Raw genomic sequence first — 12,372 nt, 5'->3', positions numbered from 1 at the left:
GATTGCATTTTTATATATTTTTTATTATAATGAAAAATCATAGTTAAAAGTGGGATAAAACGCAAAAAAGTTGGTGTGAATTATGGCAGATATTACAACAGAAGAATTAGAAGAATTAGAAAATGAAGTGGTGTCTAAGGATGACAACATAAAGACCATGCAGGAATTCGTCAGTCCGGAGAGCCTGTATCAGGAGCTGATTGCCAGCGTGAAGAAATATCACCCATCGACAGATATTTCTTTGATTGAAAAGGCATATAAGACAGCGGATACGGCACATAAGGGACAGGTACGAAAATCCGGTGAAGCATATATCATTCATCCGTTGTGTGTGGCAATTATTTTAGCGGAGCTGGAGCTGGATAAAGAGACTATCGTAGCCGGACTGCTTCATGATGTCGTAGAGGATACCGTCATGACAGTAGAGGAAATTGCTTCAGAGTTCTCAGAAGAGATTGCCCTTTTGGTGGATGGCGTTACAAAGCTGGGTCAGTTATCTTATGATGCGGATAAAGTCGAGGTTCAGGCAGAGAACTTAAGAAAAATGTTCCTTGCCATGGCAAAGGATATCCGTGTTATCTTAATCAAGCTGGCAGACCGGCTGCACAATATGCGTACGTTAAAATATATGACACCGGAGAAGCAGAAGGAAAAAGCGAGAGAGACCATGGACATCTATGCGCCGATTGCACAGCGTCTTGGTATTTCTAAAATTAAAATCGAATTAGATGACCTTTCCTTAAAGTATCTGGAGCCGGAAGCATATTATGATTTGGTAGAAAAGGTTGCACTTCGTAAGAGTGTCCGTGATGATTATGTGCAGAGCCTTGTAAAAGAAGTGAGTAAACATATTGAAAATGCAGGAATCAAGGCACAGATTGATGGAAGAGCAAAGCATTTCTTCTCTATTTATAAGAAAATGGTCAATCAGCATAAGACCTTAGACCAGATTTATGATTTATTTGCCATAAGAATTATCGTGGATAATGTCAAGGACTGCTATGCAGCACTGGGTGTCATCCATGAGATGTATAAACCAATCCCGGGACGTTTTAAAGATTATATCGCTATGCCAAAGCCGAATATGTATCAGTCCCTCCACACCACACTGATTGGACCGACCGGACAGCCGTTTGAGATTCAGATTCGTACCTTTGAGATGCATCGTACCGCAGAATATGGTATCGCTGCCCACTGGAAATATAAGGAAGCTGCCAATAACGGCGGCACAGTGGCTACCACCAAATCAGAGGAAGAGAAGTTAAGCTGGCTGCGCCAGATTCTGGAATGGCAGAAAGACATGTCAGATAATAAAGAGTTCATGAGCCTGTTAAAGAGTGATTTGAACCTCTTTTCTGATACGGTATTCTGCTTTACTCCGTCCGGAGATGTAAAGAATCTGCCAACGGGTTCCACACCGGTAGATTTTGCGTACAGTATCCACTCGGCAGTTGGAAATAAGATGATTGGAGCCAAGGTAAATGGTAAATTAGTTCCAATTGATTACGAGATTCAGAACGGTGACCGTATTGAGATTATCACGTCCCAGAATTCCAAGGGACCGAGCCGTGACTGGTTAAATATTGTTAAGAGTACACAGGCAAAAAATAAGATTAACCAGTGGTTCCGGAGTGAGTTAAAAGAAGAAAATATCGTAAAGGGCAAGGAACTGATTGCCCAGTATTGTAAGGCAAAATCCATTAATCTTACGGATATTAACAAACCGGAATATCAGAGTAAGGTTATGCGGAAATATGGATTCCATGACTGGGATTCCGCACTGGCAACCTTAGGACACGGCGGACTGAAAGAAGGCCAGGTTGTGAATAAGATGCTGGAGGAATACCGGAAAGACCACCCAATCCAGCTTACCGATGAGGATGTATTGAACAATGTGTCTTCCGAGAATAAGGATAAGGCAGTTCCACAGAAATCCAAGAGTGGTATCATTGTAAAAGGACTTTATGATGTGGCAGTGCATTTTTCCAAATGCTGCAGCCCGGTGCCGGGAGATGAAATTGTAGGATTTGTCACAAGAGGCCGTGGTGTTTCTATTCATCGTACCGATTGCATTAATATCATGAACCTTTCCGAGTTGGAAAAAGTGCGTTTGATTGATGCAGAGTGGCAGCAGGGTGCAGAGCAGGGTGACAATGGACTTTATCTTGCTGAGATTAAAATATTTGGTAACAACCGTACCGGACTTTTAGTAGATATTACCAGAATTTTCACTGAGCGGGAAATCGATATCAGTTCCATTAATTCCAAGACCAGTAAACAGGGTGTTGCGACCATTTCTATTTCCTTTAATACCAAAGGCAAAGAGGAATTGAGCAGCTTAATAGAAAAAATCCGTCAGGTAGAGAGCGTGATTGATATTGAACGTACTACCGGCTGATAGAGCATTAGCAAAATAAATTGCTGATTTATGAAAAAAGTCAAAGTCAGTTATTATTATAGAAGAGGAAAATTATGACAGAACAGACAGAAGTATTACGATATATTGTGGGACCGGTCTGCACCAACTGCTATCTTCTGGTAAATCATAAGACAGGAGAACTTCTTGTGGTAGACCCGGGAGACCAGGCACAGTTGATTGAAAAGCAGATTGAGAAGACCGGAGCAAAACCGGTGGCAATCCTTCTGACCCATGGACATTTTGACCATGCAGGAGCAGCAGAAGCGCTTGCAGATAAATACCAGATTTCCATTTATGCCCATGAGGCAGAGAGGGAGACCTTGGAAGACCCGGGACTTAACCTTTGCGGGATGATAGGAGAGCATAAGGTCTATCATGCAGATATTTTCGTAAAAGACGAAGAAGTATTAAATCTTGCAGGATTTTCCATCCGTGTATTTCTTACACCGGGGCATACCATTGGCGGATGCTGCTATTATATTGCAGATGAGAAGATTCTTTTCAGCGGAGATACGCTGTTTCAGGAATCTGTGGGAAGAACCGATTTCCCAAGAGGAAGTGCATCGGATTTAATCCGGGCAATCAGAGAAAAACTGATGCCGCTGCCGGATGATGTGACCGTGTATACCGGACATGACGAAAGCACTTTAATAGGCTATGAGCGGATGCATAATCCGTATTTATAAGGACGAACCATGATAACAGTATTATTAGATAAAGCAGAATTTGAATATGATATCCATTCGCTGGTAAAGGCATTTTATCCGAAGGAAGAGGTATATGTTTCCACGAAGGATAAGGAGAAAAAAGAAGAGCCGGTACATTATCACATGGATGTACAGTTTGCACCGGAAGAAATCATTTTTTCCTGGAAACGGGTGGAGGCTTCGGAAGACAATGCGAATCAGACCGGAATTACAAAATGTGTAGCAGTAGATTATACAAACCGCAAGGAGACCAAGAACAGTTTAAAGCGGACACTGTATCGGTTATTGTCAGAATATACCGGAGTGGAGCTTCCGTGGGGAAATCTTACCGGTATCCGTCCGACGAAGATTCCGATGGCGCTTTTAGAAGAGGGTAAGAGCGAGGAAGAAATTGCCCGCTATATGAAGGAAACGTATTTTACCTCCGATGAGAAGATAAAGCTCAGTATTGAAATTGCAGAGCGGGAGTTGGAACTTTTACACAAATTAGACTACGAAGAAGGCTACAGCCTTTATATTGGAATTCCATTCTGCCCGACGACCTGCCTTTACTGTTCCTTTACTTCTTATTCCATGTCAGCCTGGAAAAACCGCATGGATGACTACTTAAGTGCACTGGAAAAGGAACTGGATTATACAGCGGTCAAATTTGCACATAAGAAATTAAACAGCATTTATATCGGTGGTGGAACACCGACCACATTAAATCCGAAACAGTTAGACAGATTGATTCGAAAGATTAAATGTAGTTTTGATTTATCAGATTTAGTGGAATTTACAGTGGAAGCCGGAAGACCGGACAGTATTACAAAAGAGAAGCTTATGGTGCTTCGCAATCATGATATCAGCAGAATTTCCATTAATCCACAGACCATGAAACAGGAAACTCTGGATTTGATTGGACGACATCATACCGTACAGCAGACCATTGACAGCTTTTATCTGGCAAGAGAATTAGGCTTTGATAATATCAATATGGATTTAATCGTAGGACTTCCGGGAGAAAGTCTTTCGGATGTAGCAGATACCATGGAAGTAATCCGGAAGTTAGCACCGGATAATCTGACGGTTCACTCACTTGCCATCAAGCGTGCAGCAAGGCTGAATATACAAAGAGAGCGTTATCAGGATTTTGAAATTGTCAATACCGCAGACCATATCGCACTGACTTCGAAAGTGGCAGAAGAAATGGGCCTTTTCCCATATTATTTATACCGCCAGAAGAATATGGCAGGCAATTTTGAAAACGTAGGCTATGCAGCACCGGGAAAAGCCGGTGTATACAATGTTCTTATTATGGAAGAGAAACAGAGTATTGTAGCCTGTGGTGCTGGTGCATCCACGAAGCGTGTCTGGGTACAGCCAAATCCCGATGGCACACACCGGATTGAACGTGCCGAGAATGTCAAGGATGTGGCACAGTATATCACAAGGATTGATGAGATGATTGAACGGAAGAGCCGGCTCTTTACAAAGGAATAAAAGCGGTTGACATATCAGAACACGAAAAATATAATAGTTCTGTATGAATACAAATATATAATAAGAAAAATAGATAAAATGCTTATCTCGGAAAATGGAGGAAATTTCATGGCATTGAGTAAGAAGCCGGTTACAGGCATGAAGGATATTTTACCGGAGGAGATGCAGATTCGTGATTATGTGCAGAATGTAATCAAAGAGACCTACCGGAGTTTTGGATTTACACCAATTGAAACTCCTTGTATGGAGAATATTGCAAACCTCACCAGCAAACAGGGTGGAGAAAATGAAAAACTCATTTTCAAAGTATTAAAACGTGGTGAAAAGCTGAACTTAGAGACAGCAGAAAAAGAAGAAGATGTAGTGGATTTTGGTATGCGTTACGACCTTACCGTTCCGCTGGTACGATTCTATTCCAATAACAGTAACCAGCTCCCATCCCCGTTTAAGGCATTACAGATGGGAAATGTGTGGCGTGCTGACCGTCCTCAGAGAGGGCGTTATCGTCAGTTCATGCAGTGCGATATTGACATTTTAGGAGAGCCGTCCAATCTGGCAGAGATTGAGCTGATTCTTGCAACAACTACAACCCTCGGCAAGATTGGATTTAAGAATTTTGAAATCCGAATCAATGAACGCCGTATTTTAAAAGCAATGGCAGCTTACAGCGGATTTCCGGAAGAAAGCTACGACCTTGTATTTATCATCTTAGACAAGATGGACAAGATTGGGCTGGACGGAGTCGCAGAAGAACTGAAAAAGGAAGGTTTTGCAGAAGAAGCGGTCGATAAGTACTTATCCTTATTTGAAAAAGCAGAAGGTACCGAAAACGGACTGGTTACCTTATGTGATACATTAATTGAAGCAGGATTCTTAGAGGAAGAAGTAAAGCAGAACCTGACAGAGATTATCGACAGCGTAGAAGCAACCAAAGCAGCAGACTTTAAAATGGTATTTGACCCAACTTTAGTGCGTGGCATGGGTTATTATACAGGAACTATTTTTGAAATAGCTATGCCGGAGTTCGGCGGAAGCTGTGGCGGCGGTGGCCGTTATGATAAGATGGTTGGAAGATTTACCGGCAACGATGTACCTGCATGTGGATTTTCCATCGGTTTTGAAAGAATCATTCTTCTGCTCTTAGAGAGCGGATTTAAGATTCCAGGACAGGCAGCGAAGAAGGCATATCTCATCGAAAAGGGATATCCGGCTGATAAGCTGCAGGAGGTAATTGCACAGGCTCAGAAGGAACGTTCCGAAGGAACCCAGGTATTAGTGGTTCGTATGAATAAGAACAAGAAGTTCCAGAAGGAGAAGCTTACGGCAGAGGGTTATGAAGAATTTGTGGAGTTTTTTAACAAATAGTCTGTTTTTCTGCAAGAAGCAGAAAATGGAATGATTTTGATAAGATTTTTAGGAGGATAAGAAAATGTCAGAATCCATGCAGGGATTACACAGAACCCATAGATGTACAGAAGTATCCAATGCCAATATTGGAGAAAAAGTTACCGTCATGGGCTGGGTACAGAAAAGAAGAAATTTAGGAAGTCTTATATTTATAGATTTAAGAGACCGTTCCGGAATTCTGCAGCTTGTATTCGACGAGCCAAAGGTAGGAAGCGAAGGCTTTGCCAAAGCGGGAACACTGCGTAGCGAGTTTGTTATTGCAGTCGAAGGAACCGTGCAGAAGCGTTCTGCAGCAGTTAATGAGAATTTAAAGACCGGTGATATTGAGGTAATTGCTGAGAGTATCCGTATTCTCTCAGAATCACAGACACCGCCATTTCAGATTGAAGAGAACAGCCAGACCAAAGATGAGATTCGTTTAAAATATCGTTATCTTGATTTACGTAGACCGGATATCCAGCGTAACCTGATGCTGCGTAGTAAAGTAGCATATCTGATGCGTGATTTTATGGCAAAAGAAGGTTTCTTAGAGATTGAAACTCCGATTCTTTGTAAATCTACACCGGAAGGTGCAAGAGATTATCTGGTGCCAAGCCGTATACATCCGGGCAGCTTTTATGCATTGCCGCAGTCACCACAGCTTTTCAAACAGCTTCTGATGGCATCCGGATATGACCGTTATTTCCAGATTGCAAAATGTTTCCGTGATGAGGATTTACGTGCAGACCGTCAGCCGGAATTTACCCAGGCAGATATGGAGCTTTCTTTTGTAGATATTGATGATGTATTAGATGTCAATGAGCGTCTGTTAAAATACATTTTCAAAGAAGCCATCGGTGTAGATGTAGAACTTCCACTTAAGAGAATGCCTTGGCAGGAAGCAATGGATCGTTTTGGTTCTGATAAGCCGGATACCCGTTTTGGAATGGAATTAAAGGATGTATCTGATATTGTAAAAGATTGCGGTTTTGGTGTATTTACCAGTGCGTTAGAGCAGGGTGGTTCTGTCCGTGGTATCAATGCAGAAGGACAGGGCGCAATGCCAAGAAAGAAGATTGACAAGCTGGTAGAGTTTGCAAAAGGCTATGGAGCAAAAGGACTTGCTTATCTTTCTGTACAGGAAGATGGCAGCTATAAATCATCCTTTGCAAAATTCATGACAGAAGAGGAATTGAAGAATCTGGTAGCAGCAATGGACGGAAAGCCGGGAGACCTGCTTTTATTTGCAGCAGACAAGAATAAAATTGTATGGAATGTATTAGGTGCACTTCGTCTTGAAATTGCCAAAGAATTAGACCTCTTAGACCCGAACCAGTATAATTTCCTCTGGATTACAGAGTTCCCATTGTTGGAGTGGTCAGACGAAGAGAATCGTTATATGGCAATGCATCATCCGTTTACCATGCCAATGGAAGAGGACTGGGATAAGATTGATACAGATCCAGGTGCAGTACGTGCCAAAGCATATGACATCGTATTAAATGGTACCGAGTTAGGCGGTGGTTCTGTCCGTATCCACCAGAGTGATATTCAGGAGAAAATGTTTGAGGTTCTTGGCTTTACAAAAGAGAGAGCACATGAGCAGTTTGGATTCCTTCTGGATGCATTCTCCTATGGTGTACCACCACACGCAGGACTGGCTTATGGTCTTGACCGTCTGGTTATGCATATGGTACATGCAGATTCCATCCGTGATGTCATCGCATTCCCGAAAGTAAAGGATGCATCCGACCTTATGTCAAATGCCCCGGATATCGTAGATGAGAAGCAGTTAGAGGAACTGTGCATCAAAGTGGATGAGAAAGAAGTAGAAGAAAAAGAAGCAGAAGAAGCTGCAGAAAAATAAGGAAACAGATAAAGCATGTTTCTCACATAAATAAAAGAGTTATTATATCACAGAATTTTAAACCGTGGTACAATAACTCTTTTTTGATTTACGCGAGTAGCGAGAAAAATCGCATGCTTGCATGCAGATTTGGCGAGCACCGCGATAACTCGAGAAACTCGCAAAGCGTGTTTCTCGTAGTTGTCAGACATTTTGCCAGACATCCGTAAGAAGCTGACTTTGACCGGTTTGTATCTGTCGGTGTTTTATCGATATTCACCCATATAGAACAATGCAATCGTTCCAGGACCGGAATGTGCACCGATAGTTGAACCGACATAATTGATTAAGAAGCTGTCGATGCCAAAACGTTCTTTTACAAGATTTGCAACAAACTGTGCATCTTCTAAAGCATCACCATGGCTGATAAATACGATATCATTCTGGTCACGGTAGGAGCCCATCTGCTTTTCCATATTGTCAACCAGGGTAATCAGGGATTTTTTACGTCCACGAACCTTGGAAACCATAATAAGATGACCTTCATCATCTACATGAAGTACCGGCTTTAAGTTAATCATGGTACCAAGAACCGCAGCGGTTTTAGAAACACGTCCGCCTCTGTGAAGGTGGAACAAATCATCTACCGTAAAGTTATGTACCAGATGTAGTTTATTTTCCTCCAGCCATTTTACGGTTTCTTCTAAAGTGGCACCATTTTCTTTCATCTGGACAGCTTTGTGAACCAGAAGTCCCTCTCCCATGGAAGCACAGAGAGAGTCTACGACAACGACTTTATGTGGGAAATTATCTTCTTCCATTTCACTTGCAGCAATTTTTGTACTGGAGTAGCTGCCACTGAGTCCGCTGGAAAAGGCAATGTGAAGAATATCACAGTCATTTTCCGTGGCAATTTTTGTAAAGATTTCGCGGGCAGTTTCCGGGTTGACCTGAGAGGTGGTAGGCAGAGAGCCGGCGCGCATCTTTGCATAGAATTCTTTGACATCCATTGGATGTTCCCAGTCATAGGTTTTGCCGTCTATAGTATAAGTGAGTGACAGCATGCCAAGATTATGTTCTGCTACATAATCTGCCGGCAAATCTGCGGTAGTGTCGGTGGTAATAATAAATTTATTCATGTGTCCTCCTGTATTTCTTATATAAAATTGTGGCATAAAATCATGCCTTTTTTATTATAGCATAATGAAAAATGAAAATGTAAAATTTTTATAAAAATGAAAAAATATCTTTACAAAAAAAGAAAAAGCAGGTATGATTAGAACCATCTTATTTATCTTTTTTTATCCGGGAGTTTCCTCCCAAATATTCCAAACAGTAAAACGAAATTCAGTATGGAAAGGGGTTTTCTTATTTGAAAGAAATTTTTGAACAGTATGGTGGGGTAATTATAACAGTAGTTGCGATTGCAGCATTAGCAGCACTTGTGACAGCAATTATGGGAAATGGAACCAGTGGTCCCGTTTATGATGCATTTAAGAACTTAATTGATAACTTTGGAAATAACATCGGAACACCATAGGAGGGGGATGACTTGGACAGACAGGAACTGGGTATCCGGATGGAGCCGGATTATTTTGGTCCCCTTTGGCGTTATGTCCGGAATGATAAGATTACAGATATTGACTATAACGGAAACCAGTTGTGGATTACAGATGTAGAAAATGAACGCTATCTGATTCGAAGCCATGGAATTACAGAGAAGTTTGTAGAGCAGTTTTCCCATCGGATTGCCAATGAAGTGAGCAAGCCTTTTAACAAGAAAAATAATTTGTTGGAGGCGGAGACCGACACGCTGCGTATCAGTATTGTGCATGAATCTGTTGCCATATCCGGCAGGAGCATCTGCATCCGTAAATCAATGCCAATGCTGCGTATGCAGGTAAAAAAGATGGTGGAGGATGAGTATGTAGCTGTTCCGGTATTAGAATTGCTGACCAATTGTGTGGCTGCAAAAATGAATTTTGTCTTTTGTGGAGAACCGGGGGCGGGAAAGACAGAATGTGCAAAATTTTTCTCGCAGTTTATTCCGGCAGGAGAGCGTGTCATTACAATAGAGGATAATCCGGAATGGCATTACAGTCAGATTAATCCCGGAAAAGATTGTGTGGAACTGCGAATTAATCCGGATTTTGATTATACCAAAGCCATTAAGACATGTCTCAGACAGAATCCATCCTGGATTATGTTATCGGAGGCACGTTCTACGGAAGTAAAGTCTTTGCTGGAATGCTGGTCTACCGGAATCCGTGGATTTACCACTCTTCATACGGATGATGTGCGTAAAATTCCGGATCGTATTTTAAATATGATGGAGAGCCGTATGGATGCAGACCGCATGGAAAATGATGTATACAGCTATGTTGATGTTGGAATTCTGCTGCGGAAGAAAATGAGTGCAGAAGGAAAATTGTATCGTTATATAGACCAGGTCTGTTTCTTTGTAAGAGAAGAAGGAAGAAATGAAATACATATGCAGGTGGTGGATGGCAATCTTATGGTGAGAGAACTTCCAAAAGGGTTGATTGCGCGTATGAAGCGGCATGGAATTTCCGAGCCATTTGATAATCCGATGATACAACATCGTCTGGAAGGAGAAGAATATGAAAAAGAATGAGCGTTTCGTTGCCTATGGAGGCTGTTATGGATTATTGCTGCTGGCAGCATTTTTATTACAGCTTAAGTGGCAGGGATATATCTGCTGCAGTATTGTATTTGTTCTTGTTATGTGGCGTATGGATAAAGTGTTGAAGGAAGAAAAGAAGCAACAGACCCGTCTGCAGGAAGCAGAATTGTATATGGAGCAGATGCTGTATGCATTTTTGCAGAATCCGAAAATCTTATCTGCACTGGAGACAGTTTGTGTATTGTTTGAACCGGGGGCCATGCGGAAACAGATAGAAACTGCAATCTTTCATTTACGAAAAGAATATGACAGCAATATGAAAGAAGAGTTAGATGCGATTGAGCAGCAGTATGAGAATCGCAGAATGAAAGAGATGCATGCGTATTTTCTGATGGTAGAACAGTATGGCGGAGCATACGAGACAACGGTGGAATTGCTTTTAGAGGATTTGCAGAAGTGGATGGAACGGGTCAGACTGCATCAGCGGGACTGTAAGAAATATCGAAGAAATGTATTCTTAGCGGTGGGTTTATCCATTCTGGTATGCGCAATAACGAATTATTTGCTGCCAAAAGATATTGAATTATCGCAACTTTTGGTTTGCCAGATTGCATCAATTCTTTTTTTGTCCTTGGATATGCTGATTTGCTTCCGGGCAATGAAGCGTACCTGCCGCAACTGGTTGAAGGAAAGGGAATCTTATGGAGAAGGGGTTGAAAAGAAATATCGTTATGTGCAGTTCCATAAAGGCGTGCGCAGTAATTTCTACCGGAAGTATCTGAGAAAGAAAATGGAAAAGGAATTTCCGCAGTGGTTAATGGACATTTCTTTATTGCTTCAGACTGAAAATGTGCAGGTGGCATTCTATCGTATCCGGCCGCAGACACCGGAGGTTCTAAGACCGGCAGTGGATGATATGCTGGAAGAACTTTCACAGAATCCGGAGAGTCTGGAACCATATCTTAATTTTTTAAAAGATTATGATTTACCGGATGTGCATTCTGCTATGCGGATGTTGTATGCATTATCCAACGGCGGATATGGAAACAGTGAAAAGCAGTTAAGTCAGATTTTAAAACGGAATCAGGAACTTTTAGATAAGGCAGAAAGAGAACAAAATCAGGATTCACTGGCTGGATTATATGCATTGTTTTTAGCCCCGGCATTGACTGGAGCAGGAAAAATGATGATTGATATGACGGCATTTCTGGTGGTATTTTTAGCAAGCGTACATAGATAGGGGATTAGATGGAGCAGGTAATAAAAACATATCTTGGAATATTTCTGATGATGCTGCTGTCAACAGTTGGAATAGGTATTGTTGCAGCAGAAGCGCAGATTTGTCAGGCAAGAAATTTTAAATCGGATGTGGTAGTGGAACTGGAAAACAGCAATTATAACCGGGAAGTAATAAATGCCTGTATAAAGCAGGCTGATGAATTGGGCTATCAGCTGCAGGTTAATTTATATGAGGATTCCGGAGCTGTAACTGTATGTGAAAATGGAAATGTGCCGCCCGTGGAAAAGGAGGTAACCATGGCGGAGGTGATATTGCATTACGCATACCGGATGGGACCATTTCACAGTAAAACGGAGCATAGTATCCGGGGATTTGGAAGGTAGATTTATGAGAAAAATTATGGAGGATTATGGACAGGCAATCATCTATGCAGTACTTGGAAGTGGTTGTATCGGAGTGTTGTGGTATTTGCTTGGTTATGTCCGGTAAGGGGATAAAAATGCATTTTTTTATGGAAGAATATGGTGGACTTGTGATAGCGGTTCTGGCAGTCATTGTTATGACAGGAATTTTATTTGGACTGTTTTCACAGGGAGGTTATCTTTATGAAATGATAAGCAGGGCACAGGGGGCATTGGGGTAAAACAA

General features: G+C 41.7%; 11 protein-coding genes. 10 read left to right on the top strand and 1 reads right to left on the bottom strand.

Features of this window, described 5'->3' with window-relative positions; genetic code table 11:
* Positions 1–82: 82 nt before the first annotated feature.
* The 5 genes from LKD41_RS02645 to aspS all read left to right on the top strand — a co-directional run bounded on the left by LKD41_RS02645 (position 83) and on the right by aspS (position 7,861).
* Complete coding sequence (locus LKD41_RS02645) at positions 83–2,398, top strand: RelA/SpoT family protein (protein ID WP_022244367.1); 2,316 nt, start codon at positions 83–85, stop codon at positions 2,396–2,398.
* Between the two features lie 74 nt (positions 2,399–2,472).
* On the top strand, positions 2,473–3,105 hold the full coding sequence (locus tag LKD41_RS02640) for an MBL fold metallo-hydrolase (protein WP_227700307.1): 633 nt from the start codon (positions 2,473–2,475) through the stop codon (positions 3,103–3,105).
* Between the two features lie 9 nt (positions 3,106–3,114).
* On the top strand, positions 3,115–4,608 hold the full coding sequence (hemZ, locus tag LKD41_RS02635; RefSeq protein WP_227700306.1) for a coproporphyrinogen dehydrogenase HemZ: 1,494 nt from the start codon (positions 3,115–3,117) through the stop codon (positions 4,606–4,608).
* A 108-nt stretch (positions 4,609–4,716) separates the two neighbouring features.
* On the top strand, positions 4,717–5,973 hold the full coding sequence (gene hisS / locus LKD41_RS02630) for a histidine--tRNA ligase (protein ID WP_118057149.1): 1,257 nt from the start codon (positions 4,717–4,719) through the stop codon (positions 5,971–5,973).
* A 64-nt stretch (positions 5,974–6,037) separates the two neighbouring features.
* Positions 6,038–7,861 carry an aspartate--tRNA ligase gene (aspS, locus tag LKD41_RS02625; protein WP_022244371.1) on the top strand — a complete coding sequence of 608 codons (1,824 nt, stop codon included), beginning with the start codon at positions 6,038–6,040 and terminating at the stop codon, positions 7,859–7,861.
* Between the two features lie 245 nt (positions 7,862–8,106).
* Here the strand turns inward: aspS and LKD41_RS02620 are convergent, their stop codons facing one another.
* Positions 8,107–8,979 (bottom strand): DegV family protein, encoded by an 873-nt coding sequence (locus LKD41_RS02620; RefSeq protein ID WP_022244372.1) that lies wholly within the window; start codon positions 8,977–8,979, stop codon positions 8,107–8,109.
* A 233-nt stretch (positions 8,980–9,212) separates the two neighbouring features.
* Here LKD41_RS02620 and LKD41_RS02615 point away from each other — a divergent pair, with 233 nt between their 5' ends.
* The 5 genes from LKD41_RS02615 (at position 9,213) to LKD41_RS02595 (ending at position 12,367) form a co-directional block, all read left to right on the top strand.
* Complete coding sequence (locus LKD41_RS02615; RefSeq protein ID WP_022244373.1) at positions 9,213–9,380, top strand: hypothetical protein; 168 nt, start codon at positions 9,213–9,215, stop codon at positions 9,378–9,380.
* 12 nt (positions 9,381–9,392) lie between these two features.
* A complete protein-coding gene (locus LKD41_RS02610; RefSeq protein WP_317246668.1) occupies positions 9,393–10,475 on the top strand; it encodes an ATPase, T2SS/T4P/T4SS family in 1,083 nt (360 codons plus the stop codon).
* The gene (locus LKD41_RS02605) at positions 10,462–11,724 is read left to right on the top strand and encodes a hypothetical protein (RefSeq protein WP_227700305.1); all 1,263 of its coding nucleotides are present in this window, start codon (positions 10,462–10,464) and stop codon (positions 11,722–11,724) included. The genes LKD41_RS02610 and LKD41_RS02605 overlap by 14 nt, the downstream gene beginning before the upstream one ends.
* An 8-nt stretch (positions 11,725–11,732) precedes the next feature.
* The gene (locus tag LKD41_RS02600; protein WP_022244376.1) at positions 11,733–12,107 is read left to right on the top strand and encodes a hypothetical protein; all 375 of its coding nucleotides are present in this window, start codon (positions 11,733–11,735) and stop codon (positions 12,105–12,107) included.
* Between the two features lie 116 nt (positions 12,108–12,223).
* Positions 12,224–12,367 (top strand): hypothetical protein, encoded by a 144-nt coding sequence (locus tag LKD41_RS02595; protein ID WP_156454680.1) that lies wholly within the window; start codon positions 12,224–12,226, stop codon positions 12,365–12,367.
* The last annotated feature ends 5 nt before the right edge of the window (positions 12,368–12,372 follow it).

Origin of the sequence: Roseburia sp. CLA-AA-H209 (assembly GCF_020687575.1) — a bacterium.
Classification (GTDB): domain Bacteria; phylum Bacillota; class Clostridia; order Lachnospirales; family Lachnospiraceae; genus Roseburia_C; species Roseburia_C amylophila.
The sequence above is the reverse complement of the archived record's forward strand: the minus strand, read 5'-3'. Positions and strand labels throughout refer to the sequence as shown.

Coding starts and splice junctions, on each gene's coding strand:
- hemZ (WP_227700306.1), top strand. CDS start 3,115: ATGATAACAGTATTATTAGATAAAGCAGAATTTGAATATGATATCCAT.
- LKD41_RS02600 (WP_022244376.1), top strand. CDS start 11,733: ATGGAGCAGGTAATAAAAACATATCTTGGAATATTTCTGATGATGCTG.
- LKD41_RS02640 (WP_227700307.1), top strand. CDS start 2,473: ATGACAGAACAGACAGAAGTATTACGATATATTGTGGGACCGGTCTGC.
- aspS (WP_022244371.1), top strand. CDS start 6,038: ATGTCAGAATCCATGCAGGGATTACACAGAACCCATAGATGTACAGAA.
- LKD41_RS02620 (WP_022244372.1), bottom strand. CDS start 8,979: ATGAATAAATTTATTATTACCACCGACACTACCGCAGATTTGCCGGCA.
- LKD41_RS02605 (WP_227700305.1), top strand. CDS start 10,462: ATGAAAAAGAATGAGCGTTTCGTTGCCTATGGAGGCTGTTATGGATTA.
- hisS (WP_118057149.1), top strand. CDS start 4,717: ATGGCATTGAGTAAGAAGCCGGTTACAGGCATGAAGGATATTTTACCG.
- LKD41_RS02595 (WP_156454680.1), top strand. CDS start 12,224: ATGCATTTTTTTATGGAAGAATATGGTGGACTTGTGATAGCGGTTCTG.
- LKD41_RS02645 (WP_022244367.1), top strand. CDS start 83: ATGGCAGATATTACAACAGAAGAATTAGAAGAATTAGAAAATGAAGTG.